Origin of the sequence: Streptomyces beigongshangae (genome assembly GCF_019710745.1) — a bacterium.
GTDB lineage: Bacteria > Actinomycetota > Actinomycetes > Streptomycetales > Streptomycetaceae > Streptomyces > Streptomyces beigongshangae.
Genome location: NZ_JAHKJW010000025.1, coordinates 59,177 through 80,324, shown reverse-complemented (window position 1 = coordinate 80,324; position 21,148 = coordinate 59,177). Strand labels below are relative to the sequence as shown.

Below are 21,148 nucleotides of genomic sequence, written 5' to 3'. Positions count from 1 at the left end.
GCCTACGGTGACGCGACCCCTGGTAGTGGGCCGCCCGGGCGGAGACGCGGGCCGCTGTGGCCCACTTGCCGTCGGGGGACTGGGTCGGGTCGGCCGGTGTGGGGTGCCTGAGGGCCACCTGGCGCGCCCCCGCGGCGCCCCGGCCCACCTCGGCGACGCCGGTGTGGATCTCGCGCATGTGCTCGGCGAGGGCGGTGGGCCGACCCTGCTTCTCGAACCGCGCGGCGTCGACGGCCTCGTGGACCAGCAGGTCGCAGTCGGGGGCCAGGGCGATGAGCCGGTTGCTGCGTCCGGTGTCGCGCGGAGGACGACGGAGCCGTCCGCGGTGTCGAACCGGTACGGGGGAAGGGGACATGGTGCCGCGCGGAATCCTGGTCGCCGTCATCTTCACGGTGCCGGTCTCCAGGACGGTCACCACCGCGCCGGTCCGGGTGACGGGACCCGCAACAACCGTGTCGCTCGGCCCCGGACCCCGGGGGAGGCGGGGAGTGTCGACACCGGTGAGCCCGCTCGGCGCATTCCGCGCACCGTGCCGCCGAGGCCGGGCTGCGGCGGTACGGACAGCCCCGCCCGCAGGTACTGGGGCACCGCGCCCCGACCGCAGTCCACCAGGCAGGTGTCGCCGCCGACGGTCACGGTGGAGGCAGGGCCCGTGCGCTCGCCGCATGGCGGGGTGCCGCCCGCCGTGTCCAGCAGATGCACCACCGTGCGGTTCTTCGTGCGGGATTCCTTCCGTGACGCGGCGCGGGGTGCCACTGCGGCCGGCGGGGTGATCGCCAGGACGGTGGCGGCCGCGCCGCCGGTCTGCAGACCGGCGGCGGGACGGCGGGGCCGTGCGAGGGGGCACCGGGGGTTCCTTCGATCGTCGTTGATGCGGAGCCGCGTGGGGGGCAGGGGTGGGAGGGGCCGGGGACGCGGCGGCACGAGTCAGGGCGTGGACACCACTGCCGCCTCCCCGGTGCGAGAAGGACGGATCAGACCGGCGGGGCGATGAACACGCCGCGGTCGGGGTCGTTGAACGATTCCTTCGCGATGAGTTCGTTCATGGGGTTGGCGGTGCCCCACTGGTCGGTGACCTCGGGCTGCGAGAAGTCGTAGACGTGCGGGTGCCAGGTGTCCTCGTCCAGGTTCTCCAGCTCGGTGGTGTACTCGACGGTGTTGCCGTGCGGGTCCAGGAAGTAGGTGAAGGTGTTGTCGCCCGCCATGTGGCGGCCCGGGCCCCAGACCTTCTTGAATCCGGCGCGCATCACCCGGCCGGAGCCGCGCATGTACTCGTCGATGCCGCGCATCTCGAAGGAGATGTGGTGCAGCGCGGTGTGCGGGCCCTTGGCCAGCGCCATCGAGTGGTGCCGGCTGCTGATCCGCATGAAGTGCATGACCTCGCCCATGTGCGGCGAGCTGAGCGTGTCCGAGAGCGCGAAGCCGAGGTGGCGCTCGTACCACTCGCGGGTGCGGTTCAGGTCGGGGGAGTTGAGCACGACGTGGGAGAGCTTGACCGGGATGGCTTCCTTCTCCTCGATCTTGCGGTGCTGCCTGGCCGCGACGTCGGCGGAGACCTCGATGGTGCGGCCGTCGACGTCGAAGAAGCGGAAGCCGTAGCCGCCGCCGGGGGTGTCGACCTTGCCCGGCTGCGAGATCAGCTGGACTCCGCCGGCGAGCAGCCGTTCGGCGAGGGTGTCGACGTCGGCGGCGGACGCGGCGCCGTAGGAGACGAGGTCGAGGCGCTTCTCCTCGGCCTCGCGCAGCCGTACGACGTACTGCTCCGGGGAGCCCTCGGCGGCCAGGAAGGAGACACCGGAGTCCTCGGCGACCTTGGTCAGGCCCCAGACGCCGGCGTAGAAGTCGAGCTGCTTGTCGTAGTCGGGCACGGCGAGGTCGACGTGGCGCAGGTGGGTGAGCAGGCGTGCGCTCATGAGGTCCTCCTGGAGGCGGGGGCGAGGTTGAGCAGGGCGGCGGCGTTCGCGCCGCGTACGGCGTCGAAGTCGGTGTCGGCCAGACCGGCGGCGCGCAGGGCGCCGACCGGGTCCTCGGTGCCCATGTCGAAGGGGAAGTCCGAGCCGAGCAGGACGCGGTCGGCGCCGGCGACGCGGACCAGCTCCCGCAGGACGTGCGGGTCGTGGACGAGGGAGTCGAAGTACAGGCGCTTCAGGTAGCTGCTGGGCGGGTGCGCGCAGCCGGCTCCCGCGTCGGAGCGGGTGGCCCAGGCGTGGTCGGAGCGGCCGATGTGGGTGGGCAGGTAGCCACCGCCGTGGGCCGCGAGCACCTTCAGGCCCGGATGGCGGTCGAGCACGCCGGAGAAGATGAGGTGGGAGAGGGCGACGGCGTTCTCGGTGGGCTGGCCGACGGTGTTGGACAGGTACCACCGGTCCAGGCGCTCGTCGAGCGTGCAGCCGAAGGGATGCAGGAAGACGACCGCGCCGGCCTCCTCGGCGCGGGACCAGAAGGGCTCGTACGCCGGGTCCGAGAGCTCCCGGCCGGGGGCGTGGCTGGAGATCTCCACCCCGGCCAGTCCCTGCTCCAGGGCGTGATCGAGGGCGCGGACCGCCAGATCCGGGTGCTGGAGCGGTACGAGGCCGAGCCCGTGCAGCCGGTCGGGTGCCTTCGCGCAGTGCGCGGCCGTCGCCTCGCCCGCGAGCCGGTACACCTTCTCGGCCGTCTCCGCGCCGGCCCAGTAGTGGTAGTGGGAGGGGGAGGGACTGACCAGCTGGACGTCCACGCCGCGGACGTCCATCGACTCCAGGCGTGCGGCGACGTCGGTCAGTTCCGGAATGCGCTTGCGGACCATGGGACCGCTGACGGCGAGGGCTTCGGGGCCGTTGCGCCGAACATCCAGCTCCCTGGCTGCGTCGTGGCCCGGCAGGCCGGCCACGAGCGCCTCGATCTCGGGGAGCAGGATGTGGGCGTGCACGTCGACGGTAGGGCAGGGGCGCGCGTCAGCGCCGGACGGGGGTCGGTGGCCGGGCGACGGGAGGGCGGTCACGGCAGCTCCCGGAGCATGGTCATGGTGCGGGCCATCAGTCCGGGCACGTCGGCGTCGCGTACTCCGTCGAGCTGCCACTGCCCGATCTGTACCGACGCCTCCACCACCGGCCGCACGCGGGTGATCCGCCGCTCGTAGTACGCCTGGAGCAGTGCGTCGTCCCAGGTGTCCGCGGCGGTCAGCGTCTGCGCCAGAACCCAGGCGTCCTCCATCGACATCGCGGCACCCTGGGCGAGGGTGGGCGGGCAGCAGTGCGCGGCGTCACCGATGAGCACGACCCGGCCGCGGTGCCAGGAGCCCTCGATCAGCAGCCGGTCGAACCAGGTGTAGTTGACCTGCGCCGGGTCGGTGATGTGCTCGGTGATCTGCGGCCAGAAGCCCCCGTAGGCGGAGGCCAGGCGGCGCATCTCGTCGGCGTACGACTGCGGGGGTATGGAGGCGCGGTCGCGGTTGGCCTCGACCACATAGGCGTAGAGAGTGGTGGGGCTGGTGGGGCAGTAGCCGCAGATGTAAGCCGGTCCGCCGTAGGCGAGGTCGGTACGGGTCACACCGGCGGGCCGGGGTGCGGCGACGCGCCAGATGGCCATGCCGGTGGGCTCGGGCTCCGCCGTGATGCCGATCGCCGCCCGCGTGTCGGAGCCCAGGCCGTCGGCGGCGATGACCAGGTCGTAGCGGCCTTCGCCGCCGTCGCTGAACCGCACGGAGACGCCGTCGTCGTCCTGGCCCAGGATCTCGGCGGTGGTGCCCAGCCGGACCGACGCGTCACTGGCCCGCACGGCCTCGATGAGGATCTGCTGGAGCTGCGGGCGCTGCATACCGACGGTGGCGGGAAGGTCGTCGCCGCCGGTGCGCAGGTCGTCCTGGACGTGCAGGACGGTGCCGTCAGGGGCGGTGATGCCGACCGAGCCGAAGCCGAAGCCGGATGCCTTCACCTGCTCCCAGACACCGAGTTCGCGCAGCACGCGCAGGGCGTTGCCCTGGAGGGTGATGCCGGAGCCGGCGGTGGCGTTCCAGTCGTCCCTGGCCTCGACCAGGTCGACGACGACTCCGGCGCGGCGCAGCAGGATCGTCACGGCGTTGCCGGCCGCGCCGCCGCCGATCACCAGGACCGTACGGGCTGTGCTCATGGGGGAACTCCCTTGTTCCGTGTATCACTTGACGGCGACCGGGTTGACGGGGGAGCCGACCGCCCCGGTGACGGGCAGGGGGGCGGCGGTGAGCCAGAACGCGTACGCGCCGTCGTCGGCGCAGTCCTCGGCGAGCGCCTCCAGGTCCCACATCTCGCCGATCAGCAGCCCGATGTTCGGGATGGCGACCTGGTGCAGCGGCTGGAAGGCGTACTCGAACTCGTTCGGACGGACTTCGAAGCCCCAGGTGTCGGTGGCGATCGCGGCGATCTCGGTGCGGTACAGCCAGCCGGCCGCGGTGAACGACAGCCCGGGGGCGGGGCCACCGGCGTACTCGCCCCAGCCCTCGCGGCGCGCACGTGCCAGCTGCCCGGTGCGGACCAGCACGATGTCGCCTCGGCCGACGGTCACCCGGTGCGCCTCGGCCGTCGCCGTCAGGTGCTCCTCGGTGATCGCGAACCCGTCCCGCAACTCACCGTCCTCACCCACGACGCGGCCCACGTCGAGCAGCACGGCGCGCCCCGCGACGTGCGGCGCCATGTGCTCGATGCCGGTGACCAGGTCGCCGTCGGAGGTGACGACCTGCTCGGCCGGGCGGCCGTTCCAGGCCCTGCCGTGGTCGAAGATGTGCCCGAGCCCGTCCCACTGGGTGGAGCACTGCAGCGGCATCGTGATCACGTCGTCGGCGCCGCCCAGCCCGTGCGGGAACCCCTGACGGCCGAGCGCGGCGTCGGTGCCGGTGTCCAGCATGGTGTGCACCGGGTTGGTGCGCCGCCGCCAGCCCTTCTGCGGGCCGTCCATGTCGAAGCGCTGGGAAAGGGAGAAGCTGACGCCTCGCCGGATCAGCGCGGCGCCCTCACGTCGCTTGCCCTCGTCCAGGAAGTTGAGTGTGCCGATCCGGTCGTCCTCACCCCAGCGCCCCCAGTTGGAGAACGCCTTGGCGGCCTCGGCGATCGCGCCCTCGGGGTCGTGGCGGTCCAGGGTCACGACGCCGCCTGCGCCACACAGCGGGTGCGCTGGACGCCGAGGCCGGTGACCGAACCCTCCATCACGTCTCCGTCGCGCAGCAGCCGTCCCCAGTGCATGCCGTTGCCGGCCGGTGAGCCGGTCAGCACCAGGTCACCGGGGAGGAGGCGGGCGGTCTGCGAGACGTGGGCGACCATGCGCGCCACGTCGAAGATCATGTCCTTGGTGGAGTCGTCCTGCATGGTCTCGCCGTTCAGCTTCAGCGTCACTCGCAGGTCACCGGGGTCCGCGATCGACTCGGCGGGGACGATCCACGGACCGAGCGGCGTGAAGCCGGGTGCGTTCTTGCTGCGCAGCCAGTCCGTGCCGATCTGCGGCATGTCCCGGCGGAAGACGGTCGCGCGGTCGGTCAGATCGTTGGCGATCGTGTACCCGGCGACGTACTCCAGTGCCTCCTCCACCGGCACCTGGTGGGCGGGCCGGCCGATCACGGCCGTCAGCTCCAGCTCCCAGTCCGGCTTCTCGGCCCAGGCGGGCAGCACGACGTCGTCGTAGGGGCCCGTGATCGCGCTCGGCAGGCCGATGAAGACGTACGGCAGGTCATCGGCCGCTCGCCGGTCCATGATCTCCGCTGCTTCCGCGCGCCGTTCCTCCTCGGAACGGTCCTCGTCCGGGGCCCGGTGGGCGACGTGCAGGTCGATCACGTGCTGCCGGTAGTTGGCCCCCGACTGGAACACCTGGCGCGGCTCGACGGGAGCGTGCGCCCGGAAGTCGGCCAGCGGCTTCCGGGCCGGTCCGCCGTCACCCGCCAGCGTACGCAGCCGCGGCAGCACCGACTCCCAGCTCTCCAGGAGATTCCGGGCGGTCAGCCGGTCGTCGCCGAAGGCGGCGCGCAGATCGATCACCTGGGCGTCGGGAGTGACAAGGGCGGGGAAGGCCGGCCCGTCCGGGGCCGACAGCGTGCTGAGGGCGAAGGAGCCCGCGAACAGCGCGGACGAGGGTGCAGGTTTCACGGACGTGTCCTCCTGATTGCGATGGCACTAATCTGGACCCGTCATCGTGATCAGGGAAATAGATTCCATGGATGACTGCCATCCACAGAGCAAATTCCCCCAGGTCGTTGTCGTGAAGTGAGGGAAAGCCGCTCGTGAATCTCAGTCGCCTGGATCTCAATCTCGTCGTCGCGCTGCGTGCCCTGCTGGAGGAGCGCAACGTGACCCGTGCCGGGCAGCGCGTCGGCCTCAGCCAGCCGGCGATGAGCGCGGCGCTGTCGCGGCTGCGCCGGCACTTCGACGACGACCTGCTGGCCCGTGTCGGTGGCCACTACGAGCTCACCGCCCTCGGCCAGGTCCTCCTCGACCGCGCCTCCACCGCGTACGACCTGCTGGAGCGTCTCTTCGCCAGCCAGGCGGACTTCGATCCGGCGAAGGAGAGCCGTGAGTTCAAGCTGGTGGCGTCCGACTACGCGGTCGCCGTCTTCGGTACCGAACTCGCCCGGGCCGTGCACACGGAGGCCCCTGGCATCCGGCTGCGTTTCGCCCAGACGCCGACCACCGTGGTGGACGCCACGGACACCCTGCTGAGCACCACCGACGGCCTGCTCATGCCGCACGGCGTGATCAGTGACTTCCCCGCCACCGACCTCTACCAGGACCGATGGGTCTTCCTCGTCGCCGAGGACCACCCGGACGTCGGCGACCGGCTGACCCGGCAGGACCTGGTCCGCCTGCCCTGGGTCACCTACCAGCGCACCTACGACGCCCCGGCCGTCCGCCAGCTCGGCATGCAGGGCATCGAACCGCGCGTCGAGGTCTCCGTCGACAGCTTCCAGGCCATGCCGCTGCTGGTCGCCGGCACCCGACGCGTCGCCCTGATCCAGGCTCGTCTCGCCCGGCTCCTCGCGCCGCTGGCCGCCGTACGCGTGATCGAGCCGCCCTATGCGGCGGTTCCCCTGCGGGAGGCGCTGTGGTGGCACCCGGTGCACACCCATGACGCGGCACACATCTGGCTGCGGGAGACGGCGGCCCGCGTCGGCAGCCGCATGGCCGACTCCCCGGCGTGAGCCCGGCGGACATCACCTGCCCGGTACCGCCGTGGTCGACCGGCGTACGACAAGTTCCGGCTGAAGGACGACGTGGGCGTGTTCGTGGGGAAAGCCACTGGTCGTGTCCTCGATGAGGAGGCGGCCGGCCTGCCGGCCCATGGCGACGGCCGGCCGGCGTACCGAAGTGAGCGGTACGACGGCGGAAGCGGCGAACTCGATGTCGTCGTACCCGACCACGGCGATGTCCTCGGGCACTCTGAGTCCGGCTTCGTACAGCGCCTGCAGCACGCCAAGGGCGAGCAGGTCGTTGGCGCAGAAGACACCAGTGGCCGCCCGTCTGATCAAATCGCTCGGCCCGCACCGGACCGTACTCATCGCCGCGACGCTGTCGATCGCCGCCTTCGGGACGACCGCCTCGACCGGAGCCGCCATCGCCGGTCTCGCGGTCACCTCGACCCTGCTCGGTCTCGGCCTCGGATTCCTGCCCGCTTCGGTGTCCGCCCTGGTGTACGGCTCCGTCGAGCAAGGCGCCCTCGGCACCGCCGACGCCGTCACAACGCTTTTCCGCACACTGGGCAGCTCAGTCGGGTCCGCGGCTACGGCCGCTCTCCCCGCCCTGTCGCCGGTACTCACACCCTCGGCCACCGCAGCAACCGTGCTGCTGCTCATCCTGCTGACGTGGCTCGACGGCCGCCGAATGACCGGCGCCGACGGCGTGGGCGACGACCAGGGCAACATGCCCTCCGTCGATACGCGGTGATCACAACGCGCCGAGTGTGTCAGCGCCGGGCGGAAGCGGTCCGGCACCACGGCACCCCAGGGATCGCGCGCTTGCCGGTGTTACGCGCCGGGCGAAGCCGGCGTGCTGGGGCCGCCGACGGTGCGGCTGCCCGCCGTCAGGGGAGTGCGGCGAACACCATCTGTAACTCCGTGCGGTTCGCGCCCTCCTGCCAAGCCGGGGCACGCGGGCACCACTGGTTTCAGTAGGAGTCCTTCTGCCCGCTCTGCTCGCGCGCCCCCGGGCGCCCCTTTTCCTGGAGAACACACATAGGACATCGAGAACTCGTACCAAATGTCCCGGTACGGGCCAGGAAATGATCGTGCGCCATTGGTGGGGCACCAGTGAGCAGTGAGCAGCGAGGAGTTGCCGTGATCGTAGGCGGGCCGGACGGGAACGGCGGGGACGGTGGGCCGATCGCTCGTACCGCGGGAGGCGGGGGTGAGGCGGTGACGTTGGCGGCGGCGGAGTCGGCTGCGCCGGTGGAGTCCCTGGATGTGGTGGCGCGCATGCTCAGGGAGCGTCTGGGGGCCGCGGCGGTGTCGTTCCTGATCACCGACTTCACCGGTGGTTCGGTGGTACGGCTGGGAGCGGCGGGCAGCGTGGACACCGGTGAACGTGCCCGGCGCATCCCGTTGCAGGGCACCGGGTATGACGATGTGATCCGTACCCAGCGGCCGAGCGTGCAGGACGAGGGCGAAGGCACCCTGGTACGCGTACTGGCCCCGGTGACCAACCGGGGGGACGCCATCGGGCTCCTGGAGCTGTTCCTGCCCACCGCGCCCAACGCGCGGGTGATGCGGGAGATCGGCGAGAGTGCGCACGCGCTGGCGTACATCGTCATCGCCAACCGCTCCTACACCGACGTCTACCAGTGGGGGCGCCGTACCGTCCCGCTGAGCCTGGCCGCGGAGATCCAGCACCGCCTGCTGCCGGCCTCACTGGTCTGCGAGGCGGCGCAGTTCGCGGTGGCCGGGGCCCTGGAGCCGGCCGGCCACGTCGGGGGCGACACCTTCGACTACGTCATCGACCGCGACAGCGTCCAGCTGTCCGTCACCGACGCCATGGGCCACGACGTCTCCGCCGCGCTGCTGGCCACCCTCGCGGTGAGCGCGCTGCGCCGGGCCCGGCGCGCCGGCGCGGGCCTGGCCGAGCAGGCCCGCCAGGCAGACGCCGCCGTGCGCGAACACGGGGGCCAGGGCTACGTCACCGGCCAGCTCCTGCGCATCAGCCTGACCGACGGCACCACCGAATTCGTCAACGCCGGACACCCCCGGCCCCTGCGCCTGCGCGACGGACGGGTACACGAGACCACCCCGGAAGCCGACATGCCCTTCGGCCTGCACGCCCCGTATGCCTACCGGGTCCAGTCGCTGGACCTGCGGCCCGGTGACCGGCTGGTGATGCTGACCGACGGCATGCTCGAAGGCAACGCCGCCGGCCTGGATCTGCCCGGCCTCGTCGTGCGCACCCGCGCGCTGCATCCCCGTGAGGCCACCCGCGCGCTCATCGCGACGATCGTCGAAGCCAGTTGCGGCCGTCTGCAGGACGACGCGACCGTCATGTGCCTGGACTGGCACGGCACCGGCCACTCCCGGCGCAACGCCGACACCGGCGCCGACCTCACCGACGCCTCCGACCGGGTGCGGTCGCACTGACCGTTCGCCCGGAACGGGACGAGACCCGCAGCCGGTGCGGCTGCGCTGCGGGCACGGTCCGTGGAAGGCGACGCTTGAGGCCCTGGCCGATTTCGCGGACCTTGCTGCCTGACGGCAGTCAGCACGCGGCAGCCGGTTCGCTGCGCGATGCCGGCGGCCTCGTTGATCTTTCAATGACGTGGCGCCCGCTGGCCTTCCGATAGGGCACGGCCGCCGCGTCGCCGGACAGAAGCAATTCCCCGCACAGAGGGAATCCTCCTCCGCCGGCCTGGGGCACCTGCACGGTTCGGTGCACCACCTTGCGCAGGCGGTCACCTGAACGCCACAGCCGTCCGTCTCTCTGCCCTGAAGAGGAAGAGCGGGAGAATGCCGCGGTTGCCACGTGTGGTGGAGGGCCCGACCCCATGACGAAGAGGTCGGGCCCTCACGACGCGTACCTGCGCGGGGGAACGGGTGCGCGCCGGATGTCAGCGGGTGCGGACTGTAGCCCCGTAGGTGTCGGTCTGGCGGAGTACCGTTGTTTCGCGGGTGGGGGCCGGCCAGGCTTGGATGAGGTACCACTCGGTGACCCTGCCGGGGGTCAGGTCGACGGCGCTGTCCCGGCCGCGGGCGTGGATGCGCAGACGGTAGTCGCCGGGCCCGTTGAACGACAGAACGGGTAGGTCTTCGTCCAGGTCGTCCATGATGCCGCGGACCATGAGGTCACCGGATGCTGAGTGCGCGGAGATTTCGACGATCTCCTGCCAGGGGTCGCTGCCGGGTGGTGGCTGGGCGTGGTGGAGGGTGACGGTGACATCGACGTCGCCGGTGTGGATGCCCGTCATGACGGTGATGGTGCCGTCGGCGACCTGCGCGAGGCCGTTGTGTCCCCGGCCCAGGCCGGGGCCGGCCGGTCCGTCCTCGTCGCTGATGTCGAACTGGTGGTACTGCACGGGGACGAGCCCGTTGCCTCGTTCGACTTCGTCGCTCATGTCGCCGTTCTCCGCCGGATGGTGGCTTCCTGCTTGACTCACACCAGGAACTTGTCCTTCTCGATGATCCGATTGTGCAGGTGGAAACGGCCCAGCGCCTTGCCGCCCTCCTCGTTCTGCGTCGCGTCGATCATGCGGCGGCTGAAGTCGCCGCATGATCGGCACCCTGCCAGGTCGACGCGAAGGGGTACTCGTCACACTGCTTGCCCGCCGGCCGTTCCAGGCTGGACGGGCAGGCCGTGTTCCGGTTCTGCCGGATCTTGGCCTTGTCCGTCAGCCGGGTCAGGTACCGTTTGGTGCCGTGCTTGCCCGGCAGGTTCTTGGTGTCCTGCACGTACTCGATGGGCTGGGCGAGCTCGGGATACTCGCCGTTCTTGGCATGGAACCCCTAACGAAATGATCTTCAAGGTGGTCGGACCACTCCGGGACTGATGGTCCGGGGGTCGGGGTGGCTAGGCCGAAGCCGTGGGAAGGCGGCGACGGGCTGTGGGCGGTGCAGGCTTCGCCGAGGAGAACGTAAATACGTCGACGGCGCCCCTCGCCACCCGGCAAAGTGGCCGTCCGTGACGAGCAGTGAACTGTGGACCCGTGCGACCGCCGACCGCTACGACGCCGAGGAGGCCGAGGCGTCCTCGGCTGCCGTTCTCGGACCGACTCTCGCCTTCCTCGCCGAGCTTGCCGGAGACGGCCCGGCACTGGAGTTCGCCATCGGAACCGGACGAGTGGGTGTCCCGCTCCGGGAACGCGGCGTGCCGGTAGTGGGCATCGAACTGTCCGAGCACATGGCAGCGGTGCTACGACGCAAGATCGACGAGAGCACGCTCCCGGTAACCATCGGGGACATGGCTACCACCGTCGTCCCGGGCGAGTTCACCCTGGTCTATCTCGTCTACAACACCATCACGAACCTGCTCACGCAGGACGAGCAGGTCGAGTGCTTTTGCAACGCCGCACGTCATCTGGGGCCCGGCGGCCGATTCGTTATCGAGCTGGGCGTGCCGCCACTGCGGTTCCTGCCGCCCGGCCAGGTCGCGGTGCCGTTCGACGTCTCCGATCAGCATCTCGGCTTCGACACCTTCGACCTGGTCGAGCAGGTCCTCGTCTCGCACCACTTCACCCGCGACGGCGACGACGGCCGCTACCGCCGCGGCAACTCCCGGCACCGGTACGCCTGGCCGGCAGAGCTCGACCTGATGGCACGGATCGCTGGGCTCGAACTGGAACGTCGCGTCGCGGACTGGGACGGGGCGCCGTTCGCCCAGGACTCCGCGAAGCACATCTCCGTGTGGCGCAAGCCGACCTGAGGTCGGCCACCGGGCTGTCGATGCAAGCCGTGCCTGTCCTGAAACCTCCGCCAGGAGTTCAGGCGTCGCCAGCGGATCAGTGCGCATCCGATGCCCACGCGACCACCACCACGAGTACGGGGACTGCACGCCGCTCTATGCGGAGGTCTCAATGAACCCGGTTCGCCGGGCGCGTCGCAGCCCCCGTACTCGAACAACCCGCTGGAGCGACAACCGCTCTGTGTGGGCCGCTGAGAACGAATTGGGCTTCGTGGATGTCGTCGCGTATCTCCCAACGGATCCGCAGGCGGCGGAACCAGTGCAGGTGGGCGGATACTCGCTCCACGCCCCGGCGCTGGGTGCCCAGTCCGGAGCCGTGCTCGGTGCCGCGTCGATCGATCAGTGGCTTCACTCCGAGGCTGCGGACCGGGCGGCGGTACTTGTCGTGGTCGTAGCCGCGGTCGCCCAGCACCACGTCCGGCCGGCGCCAGGGCCGGCCGCGCTTGCCCCGCACCGGCGGCACCGCCTGGAGCAACGGAATCAGCCGGGTGACGTCGTTGCGGTTGCCACCGGTCAAGGTGGCGGCGAGCGGGATACCGGTGGCGTCGGTAATCAGGTGATGCTTGCTGCCCGTCCTGTACCGGTCACCGGGGCTTCGTCCCGTCCTGGATCCCCCTTTCAACGCCTGTATGTGGGAGCCGTCGACGGCCGCCCGGGAGAAGTCCAGGGCGTTCGCGCTGCGAAGCTCGGCCAGGAGGACCTCGTGCAGCCGGGGCCGGACTCCCGCCTCGGTCCACTCGGACAGGCGGCGCCGGCAGGCCATGCCCGAGCCGAAGCCGAGGTCCTGCGGCAGATGTTCCCAGGCGATCCCGGTGTGCAGGACAGACAGAATGCCCTGGAACACCAGCCGGTCCGGATCCCCCCACACCCGGGATGCAGGGGCCGACGCCCCACGTTCGGTAGCAGCCGCTCGATCACCGTCCACAGCTCTTCGTCGACTTCCCACGGCTTCGGCCGAGCCACCCCACCCCCCGGACCATCAGTCCCGGAGTGATCCAACCACCTTGAAGATCATTTCGTTAGGAGTTCTAAGCGCTCGGCCGTCATGTGTGGTCGGGCGCGTCGGTGTGGGCGGGCCCGGTCGGCGGTGACCCTGGACGCAGGGCTCGCCGTTCCGGCTCCGCGTGGCAGCCTCGCCGGGCGGGTCGGCACGGGGTGAGCACGAGAAGGATAGGGTGCGGTCGCGTGATGCGTCTTGCGGTTCTTGGTCCTGTCCGTGCATGGCGGCGGGACGAGGAGATCGACCTCGGATCTCCACAGCAGCGTGGACTGCTCGCGCTGCTGCTTCTGCACGAGGGGCGCCCGGTGGAGACCGAGGCGATTCTGGAGGCATTGTGGGGTGAGCACGGGCCCCGCGGCGCTCGGGGCACCGTTCGCACTTACGTCTATCGTCTGCGCCCGATTCTCGGCGACATGGCGGTCATCGAATCGACCGGCAGTGGCTACCGTCTCACGGTTCGTGACGGGACCCTTGACCTGAGGAGATTTCGGGAGCTAGCCGCGCAGGCTCACCAGGCACGCCGCGCCGGCGCCGCGGCGAGTGCTGCCGATCTCCTGCGTCAGGCCCTCGACACATGGCAGGGACCGGCCCTGTCGGGTGTCCGGGGCCCATTTTTCGAGCTTGAGCGTGATCGGCTGGAGGAGCTGAGGCTGGCTGCCCTGGAGGAGGTTTTCGATCTTGAGTTGGAGGTCGGCGGGCAGTCTGATCTGACGTCCGAGATTCGGGCAGCGGTGATGGAGCACCCGCTGCGGGAGCGGCTGCACGAACAGCTCATGCTGTCGTTGTTCCGCGCCGGCCGCAGAGCCGAGGCTCTGGCCGCCTTCCAGCGCACACGGCAGCTTCTGCGTGAAGAGCTGGGTGTGGACCCCGGGCCCGCACTTCGCTCTCTCCACAGCCGTATCCTGCGCGAGGTCGAGGATCCGCCCGCCCCTGCGGGCCGTGATCTGTACTCGCCCCTCGCGCCCGCGCCGGTTCCGGCTCAGCTCCCGGCGGACCTGGCAGTGTTCACCGGGCGCCGCGCAGAGATCGCGGAGCTGTCCTTGCCACTGCGTGATGCTGCGCACGCTCCGGTCGTCGGCATCACCGGCCTGGGCGGGATGGGCAAGACGACGCTCGCCGTCCACGTCGCACACACCCAGCGCCATCTGTTTCCCGACGGGCAACTCTTCGCCGACCTCGGCAACTTCAAGGATCCGGTCGGCCCGCTGGAGGTGCTCGGCCAGTTCTTGCGTGCGGTCGGGGTGTCCCGGCTGCCGGCATCGCTGGACGAACGTGCCGCGTTGTGGCGTACGACGGTGTCCGGCCGCCGCCTACTGATCGTCCTGGACGCGGCAACCAGCGGTGAGCAGGTGCGTCCCCTGCTGCCGGCCTCCCCGGGCTGCGCCGTCATCATGACCAGTCCGCGCCGCATCATCGACCTGCCCGGCATCCCCTGGCTGCGTCTCGGCGTCCTGCAGTCCCAGGACGCGTTGCAATTGCTCGCCGCCATCTCCGGGGCCCGGCGGGTGTTCGCGGAGCGGGAAGCGGCCAGCCGACTGGTGCAGGCGTGCTCCTACCAGCCGCTCTCGGTGCATGTGGCGGCCGCCCGGTTGGATGCCCGGCCGTCGTGGACGATCGACCAGATCCTGGCCCAGCTCGAAGACGATCTGCGCCAGCCGGTCGTCATGCATGAAGACTGCAAGATCGTCGACAGACCGTTCCGTGAAGCCCAGGCGCGCATGGACACCCTCCACCGCAACGCCTTCCACCTCGCCGCCGTTCCCGACTGCGGTCGACTGGACGCCGCCATGGCCGCGGCAGTGCTCGACCTGCCCGTCAACGAAGCCACTGCCGTCATGGAAGCCCTCGTCGACGCTCATGTGGTGGAGATCGGCGAGAACGGCGACTACTACTTTCTCGGGCTCGTCAAGGCGTTCGCGCGGCGCCAGGCGCTCAATGGACTGGGACACGAGCACTGCCAGCAAGCGCTGCACCGGCTGCTGCGCCACTTCCTGACCGGCAAGAACACGGTCGGCGAAAAGGACCTGCGCGCGGTACTGGCCCAGATCACTGATCCTCCGGACGCTCTTGCGGAAATGGTGTCGCTCTCGCTGCCCTGACCCCTGCAGCGGCCGCGCGAGACGACACACCCGCACAGTCCCCGCGTCACCCGCGGTGAGAACGTGCGGAAGACCACCTGCGTCCCGCGGGCGAAACGCCTCGTCGACGCGCCATCGACGCCACGTCGACAAGCGCTCGATGCAATGCACACATGCTCGATTCACTCACGCGCGCCGGTTTGGCAGCGCAGATCACCGGGCCCGTACTCGGACCGGACGACGAAGGGTTCGCCGATGAGTGCGCGCCCTTCAACCTTGCCGTGACCCACCACCCTTGCGTCGTTGTCGGAGCCGCGAACAGCACCGACGTGCAAGCCGCCGTTCGCTTCGCTGCGCAGCGGCGTCTGCCGGTCGCCGTCATGGCCACCGGCCACCAGGCGACGATCCCGGCCGACGACGCGGTCCTCATCACCACTCACCGCATGGCGCAGGTGAGCATCGACCCCGCAGCCCGCACAGCCCGCGTGACGGCGGGAGCCCGCTGGCAGCAAGTGATCGACGCGGCGACCCCGTTCGGGCTCGCCCCGCTCAACGGCTCCTCACCGCTCGTCGGAGTCATCGGCTATACCCTCGGCGGAGGTTTGAGCCCCACCATGGGCCGCGCTCACGGATGGGCAGCCGACCACGTCACCTCTCTGGAGGTGGTGACAGCCGACGGCGAGTTGCGCCATGTCGACGCCGCGTCGGAACCCGGCTTGTTCTGGGCGCTGCGCGGCGGCAAGAGCAACTTCGGTGTCGTCACCGCCATGGAGTTCGCGCTCTTCCCGGTGAAACAGTTGTGGGCGGGCGGCCTCTTCTTCGACGGTGCCGACGCAGCAGCCGTCCTGCACGCCTATGCCCAGGTCACGGCCGAGGCCCCGGACGAGTTGAGCTCATCGATCGCCCTGCTGCGCCTGCCGGCCCTGCCCGGCGTGCCCGCCTTCCTCGCCGACCGCTTCGCCGTGCATGTCCGCATTTCCTACCTCGGCCCGGCAGCCGAGGCCATCGGGCTGGTTGCACCGCTGCGGGCGGCCGCACCTGTCCTCGCGGACACTCTGGGCCCGATGCCCTACGCGTCCTTCGCCCAGATCCACAACGATCCGGCAGATCCGGCGCCGTTCATGGAACGTACCGTGATGCTGCGCTCACTGACCGCCGAAGCCGTCGAGGAGATCCTGACCGCTGCGGGCCCGACGGCCGACTGCCCGGTGCACTTCGTCGAGCTGCGTCACCTCGGCGGCGCCCTGACCCGGACCGCGGACAACGCCGTCGGACACCGGGACGCCCGGTTCGCCCTCTGGATCGTGGGTGTCGGGGCACCCGATGCCTTCACCGCGATGAACGCCTACGCCGACGAGCTTCTGCAGCGGATGCGCCCCTGGTCCACCGGCGGGCGCTACCTGAACTTCATGGCCGCCCAGGACACCGGCGTCTGCGACGTGAGCGCGGCTTACGACGAAGCCGACTACCACCGGCTCCGCAGCATCAAGAGGCGTTTCGACCCGGACAACCTCTTCCGGCTGAACCACAACATTCCCCCTGAGGAAGACCTGATGTCCGACGACAAGCTGCAGCTCTTGATCGACCAGGCCGCGATCGCCGATGCGCTGCACCGCTACACGGCCGGGCTCGACCACGGCGACGCCGATCTGCTCGCTTCGTCACTGACCGAGGACGCCATGGTCGACCTGACACCGGCCACGAGCAGGATCGGTCTCGACTTCCCCGCGCTCAAGCCGCGCGACACGGTCGTGGGAGCGCTCATCCCGGCGGTCGGCCCGCTCGACACCAGCCACGTGATCAGCAACATCCGCGCCACCGTCGACGGTGACACCGCCCACGTGTACTGCTATGCGATGGCTCAGCACTACCTGCCACAGGAAGGCCCCAAGCCGGACCGGACCCGGCACGCGCTGATGATGAACCGCTACGACGCGGACCTGACGCGCGACGGAAGCGCATGGCGCATCAGCCGGCTGACGATCGACAACGCCTGGTTCGAGGGCGACGAGACCGTCCTGCTTCCCGGCGGCTGATCTCAGGGCGAGACGGGTCCCACCGGGGTGACGTCCTCCATCCGCAGGGCGCCACCCCGGTGCTGCCGGGCCCCACCGACACCGCCGCAGACGCGGGCCGCACCCACCTGACTCACGAAACCGCCACTGGCGGGCCGGCTGCACCCAAGCCCTCAACGCCCGCACTCCACGATCCATCTGGGAGCGTTCCGAGTGTCCACCACCCCCGACGAGCCACACTCTCCTCAGCACTCACACCCCAACAGCGTCCAGGAACGACTCAAGGCCCTCATGCGGGACTTCCGCCACGGTGTGTGGCAGCCGACCGGCCTCGAGCATCGCCTGGCCGAGCTTCTCGCGCAGTCGGCCGCCGGGACCGGGTCGCTCAGCGCGGTCAGCATCCGGGCCGTGATACGGGAGGGCTCGATGACGGCCGTCCACGAAAACGGCGGACGCTTCATCACCCTTCTGGCCGACCTGCTGCCGCTGGTCGAGAAGCCCGACGCCGCCGCGCTGCACACTGCCGGCCTGGCGCTGGACCTCGTCGAGACGGTCGCACAGGCGGCACCGCACCGACAAGCTGCTCCTCCGCCGAGAGCATGCCCCTGTCCGAGCCCGGCAGGCAACCACCAGAGTGAAACACCGCCCGCGCCCCGGCCGCCGCATCTTCGCGAGGACAGCAGACGGCTGCGCGTGGACGCGGCACGCAATCACACCCGCCTGCTCAACGCCGCGGCACGGATAGCGCGGGAGCACGGGCTGAAGCACCTCACCATGGAAGCGGTGGCCACCGCGGCAGGTGTCGGCAAAGGCACCGTCTTTCGGCGGTTCGGTGACCGCACAGGTCTGTTGCAAGCCCTGCTGCAGCACTCCGAGGATACCTTCCAGGCCGCTCACCTCAGCGGCTTGGACCAAGCAGACGGCCGTGACAGGGCCATCGAGCAGCTTCGCGCGTTCGGGGTGGCCGCCATACGGCGCTATGCCCAGGAGATGGAACTCCAGATAGCCGCCGAGCCCTCCCCCGACCAGCGCTACCGGCGCGCACCCCGCCGCTCGTACCACGAGCGGGTCAGCGTCCTGCTCAGCCTGGCTGCACCGGAAGCAGACGCGGAACTGTTCAGCCACGCGCTGCTGGGCTATCTGGAGCCCGCTCTTCTCCGACATCTGAGCGACCATTGCGACCTACCGCTGCAGCGGCTGGAAAGCGGCTGGCTCGAACTGGTCTCCCGACTCACCCAAGAGACCACAGCTCCACACGAGGTGACCTGAGGGCCGCCAGCGGTGTCTAGACGGTGCCCCCTAAATGGGCGGTGCCATGCGGACTGACCTGCTTGTTTGCCTGTTATCCGGTGAGGGTGAAGGTGAGGGTGAGGTTGTGCGGGCGGGCGATGCCGAGCATGGCGTGGTGGACGCCGTCGTCTGCCGCCGTGCGCATTGCGCCATTCAGGTCCTCCTGAACGCCGGGCCGCGAAGCCCACAGACCGACCTGCCGGGAGGTTCTGTGATCCTGCTCGCCCTGCTTCTACCGGTCGTGATGACGGCTTTCCTCCTCGCTGCGGACGCGCTCGAGGACCTCTTCTTCCCTCCGGCAGTCCTGGACGAAGCGGCCCCCGCTGTCGCCGGCGCCGATCCGTCACATCCTCACGGTGTTCTCTGATGGTGTTCTTGACCTCCTCGACGCAGTCAGCTTCTGCCTCCCAAGACGGTCTAAGCGTCGGCCAGGAGCGGGTCGTACTGCGTGCTCGTGCGGCGGCCGGACATGAAGGAGAGGAAGTCGCCTACGAAGGCGCTCCGGCCGTAGGTGCCGTCGGTGGTGGTGAGGTCGCGGTGGAAGGCGGTGCGGAAGAGGGCCCGGTGTTCGTCGGCCTCGATGCTCCCGCTGTTGTCCTTGTCGGTGGCGTCGAAGAGGACCTCTGCGACGCGGATGAGCGCGGGTCCGGCGAGGGAGGGGACGGCGGCGGCGTACTCCTCGGCGCTGACGCGGCCGTCGCCGTCGGTGTCGAGGGCGGCCTGGAGCTCGCGCCACCAGGCGGCGAAGGCGTCGTAGAGCCGGCTCTCCTCGGGTTCGTCAAGGTCGAGGCGGGTGGAGAGTTCGCGGGCCATGGCGGCGAGGTCGGGCCAGTCGAGGTACCCGTCGCCGGTCTGGTCCAGCACTTTGCGGAAGAACTCCTCCGCCGAGCGCCGGCCCTCTCCCGTGCCTGTTGAAGCCGCCGGGTCAGGATCAGCGTCGCCGCCCAGCGGTGTGAGGAGGCGGAGCAAGGCCGATGCCCGCTTCATACGGGCGGTCAGGGCGGCGACGGTCCGGGCGCGGGGGTGGTCGCTGTCGGGCGAGAGTGAGAGGGCTTCGATGATGCTTTCGGCGTTGATCCAGCCCTGGGGAAGGAAGCGGGCGAGTCCGGCGGCGAGGTAGGCGCCCTGCATCAGGGTCGCGGCGCCGGGCATCTCGGGCAGGCCGGCCCGGCGCCGGTACGGTTCGGGGAGCGAGGCGACGGTGATCGTGCCCAGGAGCGGGCCGGCGACGGCGCGGCCGGCCGCCCACAGCGTCGGTGCGCCGTCCAGCAGGGCGGGGGCGGGCAGGTGGTCGAAGAGCCGGTAGAGGATGACGCGGGCTGCCTCGGTGTTCTCCAGCTCGTTCTCGACGACCCGGTCGAAGTACGGCCAGAAGTCATTCAGGTCTTCGGGAAGTTCTGTGGCGTCGCCGTCGAGTGCGGCGAGGAAGGTGCGGTACTCGGCGTACATCCGCTCCATGGTGTCCTGGTCGAGGGGCTGGCCGCTGAGCCGGCACATGGTGACGGCGCTCTCGAAGAGGGTGGCGACCACCCAGGCGCGGGTCGCGCGGTCCATGGCGTCGTAGGCGCGGCCGCGGGAGTCGGTGCCGCTCATGCGGGCGTGCAGCCGGTTGAGCCGGGCGGCCTCCCTCTCGCGTACCACCGGGTCGTTGCCGAACATGCGCCGCATGCTCAGGAACGTGTTGCGCAGCCGGCGCCAGGGGTGAGCGACGAAGGTGGAGTTGTCGACGAGGGCGCCGCCGATCTGCGGGTGCGCGGCCTCCAGCACGGTGGCGCGGATTATGGCAAGCGCCCAGCGCGGGTCGTCGAAGAAGCTGTTGAACTGCGACTGTGGCCCGAACAGGGGCGCTTCGTCGGCCGTTCCCGTGGTTCCGGTGGTCATGATGGGTCTCCGTCGGTCAGGGGCGGCACGCCGCCGAAGCGGCGGTCGCGGCGCCGGTAACTGTGCAGGCAGGCGAGGAAGTCGGGCGCCCGGAAGTCCGGCCAGAGCACCTCGGGGAAGACCCACTCGGCGTAGGCGACCTGCCAGAGCATGAAATTGGAGATGCGCTGCTCGCCGGAGGTGCGGATGACCAAGTCCACGTCGGGGGTGTCGGGGAACGGCAGGTGGTCCGCGAAGAGCCGTTCGGTCACCTCGTCCGCGGGTGTCCCGTTGCGGATCAGCGACCTTGCGGCCTCCACGATGTCCCGGCGCCCCCCGTGGTCGAAGGCAACGGTCAGCGTCATCCCCCGGTTGTCGGCGGTCAGCGTCGCCAGATCCTCGAAATCCTGGGCCAGCACACGGGGGATACGCGGGTCGGCGACCCCCAGGAAACGGCAGCGGATGCCACGGGCCAGCAGCAGCGGCGCGTGCTTGCGCACGACCCGGCGCACCAGCCGCATCAGATAGTCGACCTCGACGCCAGGACGGTTCCAGTTCTCGGTGGAGAACGCGTACAGGCTCAGCCACCCAACACCGGCGGCCCGGGCCGCCTCGATGACGTCGATGACGGTGCTCTCAGCAGCCCGATGACCCGCCGTACGAGGAAGCGAACGCCGCTGCGCCCAACGGCCGTTGCCGTCCATCACGCAAGCCACGTGCCGCGGCACCACACGCGCCGCCCCGTCGCGCTGCCGTCGGTCGCCGGGGCTGTCGCCGTACTGTCGCCCGCCCGGCCGGTCCTCCGCCACCACGCGGACGCGCGGGACGCCATGGTCCGCCGCACCCGGACCCGTCCCGTCCGCAGCGGCACGATCAGCCATACCGTGCTCGGTTACACTCACCCTGTCTCGCTGCCTCCCTCGCCCACGTCCCAACGGAGCCTTCTCCCACGGGAGTTTGACAGGGTGAATGGGTCCTGACCGGCCAAGCGGGTGGCCACCACCCTTGGTTCGTGTGTCCTATTTCCTCGAGCCGGCA

At 70.3% G+C, this 21,148-nt stretch carries 18 protein-coding genes and 1 pseudogene; 8 read left to right on the top strand and 11 right to left on the bottom strand.

Translation table 11 applies throughout. The annotated features are described in order from the left end of the window. Nucleotides 1-974 precede the first annotated feature (974 nt). From KM933_RS20830 to KM933_RS20810, 5 genes are read right to left on the bottom strand one after another with little or no spacing between them, the layout of a single operon-like run. Nucleotides 975-1,913, bottom strand: coding sequence for a VOC family protein (locus KM933_RS20830; protein ID WP_221354350.1), 939 nt, complete (start codon nt 1,911-1,913; stop codon nt 975-977). Next, the gene (locus KM933_RS20825; protein WP_221354348.1) at nt 1,910-2,980 is read right to left on the bottom strand and encodes an amidohydrolase family protein; all 1,071 of its coding nucleotides are present in this window, start codon (nt 2,978-2,980) and stop codon (nt 1,910-1,912) included. The genes KM933_RS20830 and KM933_RS20825 overlap by 4 nt, the downstream gene beginning before the upstream one ends. Beyond that, on the bottom strand, nt 2,977-4,107 hold the full coding sequence (locus KM933_RS20820) for an FAD-dependent oxidoreductase (protein ID WP_221354346.1): 1,131 nt from the start codon (nt 4,105-4,107) through the stop codon (nt 2,977-2,979). The genes KM933_RS20825 and KM933_RS20820 overlap by 4 nt, the downstream gene beginning before the upstream one ends. Nucleotides 4,108-4,131: 24 nt before the next feature. Continuing rightward, nucleotides 4,132-5,094, bottom strand: coding sequence for a cyclase family protein (locus KM933_RS20815; RefSeq protein ID WP_221354344.1), 963 nt, complete (start codon nt 5,092-5,094; stop codon nt 4,132-4,134). Next, the gene (locus KM933_RS20810; RefSeq protein ID WP_221354342.1) at nt 5,091-6,086 is read right to left on the bottom strand and encodes a fumarylacetoacetate hydrolase family protein; all 996 of its coding nucleotides are present in this window, start codon (nt 6,084-6,086) and stop codon (nt 5,091-5,093) included. The genes KM933_RS20815 and KM933_RS20810 overlap by 4 nt, the downstream gene beginning before the upstream one ends. Before the next feature lie 134 nt (nt 6,087-6,220). Between KM933_RS20810 and KM933_RS20805 the strand changes: the two genes are divergently transcribed. Then, entirely contained in the window at nt 6,221-7,135 is a 915-nt protein-coding gene (locus KM933_RS20805) for a LysR family transcriptional regulator (protein WP_221354340.1), read from the top strand. Between the two features lie 12 nt (nt 7,136-7,147). On the opposite strand, the pseudogene KM933_RS39500 reads toward KM933_RS20805, so the two are convergent. Further along, a pseudogene (locus KM933_RS39500) lies at nt 7,148-7,459 on the bottom strand (substrate-binding domain-containing protein); the annotation flags it as partial. Here KM933_RS39500 and KM933_RS39495 point away from each other — a divergent pair. Together KM933_RS39495 and KM933_RS20795 are read left to right on the top strand one after the other, a co-directional pair. Continuing rightward, nucleotides 7,443-7,877: an MFS transporter gene (locus KM933_RS39495; protein ID WP_260333877.1), complete on the top strand. Its 435-nt coding sequence runs from the start codon at nt 7,443-7,445 to the stop codon at nt 7,875-7,877. The pseudogene KM933_RS39500 and the gene KM933_RS39495 sit on opposite strands and share 17 nt — an antisense overlap. Before the next feature lie 527 nt (nt 7,878-8,404). After that, a complete protein-coding gene (locus KM933_RS20795; protein WP_221354338.1) occupies nt 8,405-9,553 on the top strand; it encodes a PP2C family protein-serine/threonine phosphatase in 1,149 nt (382 codons plus the stop codon). Between the two features lie 467 nt (nt 9,554-10,020). Here the strand turns inward: KM933_RS20795 and KM933_RS20790 are convergent, their stop codons facing one another. Further along, nucleotides 10,021-10,524, bottom strand: coding sequence for a hypothetical protein (locus KM933_RS20790; protein WP_221354427.1), 504 nt, complete (start codon nt 10,522-10,524; stop codon nt 10,021-10,023). A gap of 130 nt (nt 10,525-10,654) precedes the next feature. Continuing rightward, complete coding sequence (locus KM933_RS20785) at nt 10,655-10,858, bottom strand: NucA/NucB deoxyribonuclease domain-containing protein (protein ID WP_221354336.1); 204 nt, start codon at nt 10,856-10,858, stop codon at nt 10,655-10,657. A gap of 229 nt (nt 10,859-11,087) precedes the next feature. On the opposite strand from KM933_RS20785, the gene KM933_RS20780 reads away from it, so the two are divergent. Next, entirely contained in the window at nt 11,088-11,828 is a 741-nt protein-coding gene (locus KM933_RS20780) for a class I SAM-dependent DNA methyltransferase (RefSeq protein ID WP_221354334.1), read from the top strand. A gap of 148 nt (nt 11,829-11,976) precedes the next feature. Here the strand turns inward: KM933_RS20780 and KM933_RS20775 are convergent. Beyond that, a protein-coding gene (locus KM933_RS20775; protein WP_430727345.1) for an IS5 family transposase occupies nt 11,977-12,830 on the bottom strand; the annotation gives its coding sequence in 2 pieces (ribosomal slippage) (nt 11,977-12,725 and nt 12,725-12,830; 855 coding nt in all). 225 nt (nt 12,831-13,055) lie between these two features. Here KM933_RS20775 and KM933_RS20770 point away from each other — a divergent pair. The 4 genes from KM933_RS20770 (at nt 13,056) to KM933_RS20755 (ending at nt 18,617) form a co-directional block, all read left to right on the top strand. Further along, nucleotides 13,056-14,966, top strand: a complete 1,911-nt coding sequence (locus KM933_RS20770; RefSeq protein WP_260333896.1) for an AfsR/SARP family transcriptional regulator — start codon at nt 13,056-13,058, stop codon at nt 14,964-14,966. Between the two features lie 152 nt (nt 14,967-15,118). Then, entirely contained in the window at nt 15,119-16,981 is a 1,863-nt protein-coding gene (locus tag KM933_RS20765) for an FAD-binding protein (RefSeq protein WP_221354329.1), read from the top strand. A 192-nt stretch (nt 16,982-17,173) separates the two neighbouring features. Next, nucleotides 17,174-18,229, top strand: coding sequence for a TetR/AcrR family transcriptional regulator (locus tag KM933_RS20760; protein WP_308013479.1), 1,056 nt, complete (start codon nt 17,174-17,176; stop codon nt 18,227-18,229). A 232-nt stretch (nt 18,230-18,461) separates the two neighbouring features. Then, nucleotides 18,462-18,617 (top strand): hypothetical protein, encoded by a 156-nt coding sequence (locus tag KM933_RS20755; protein WP_221354327.1) that lies wholly within the window; start codon nt 18,462-18,464, stop codon nt 18,615-18,617. Nucleotides 18,618-18,667: 50 nt separating this feature from the next. Here KM933_RS20755 and KM933_RS20750 read toward each other — a convergent pair whose 3' ends face one another. Both KM933_RS20750 and uppS read right to left on the bottom strand, forming a co-directional pair. Beyond that, nucleotides 18,668-20,131, bottom strand: a complete 1,464-nt coding sequence (locus KM933_RS20750; RefSeq protein ID WP_221354325.1) for an oxygenase MpaB family protein — start codon at nt 20,129-20,131, stop codon at nt 18,668-18,670. Then, nucleotides 20,128-20,991, bottom strand: coding sequence for a polyprenyl diphosphate synthase (uppS, locus tag KM933_RS20745; RefSeq protein WP_221354323.1), 864 nt, complete (start codon nt 20,989-20,991; stop codon nt 20,128-20,130). Before uppS ends, KM933_RS20750 begins: the two co-directional genes overlap by 4 nt. Between the last annotated feature and the right edge of the window lie 157 nt (nt 20,992-21,148).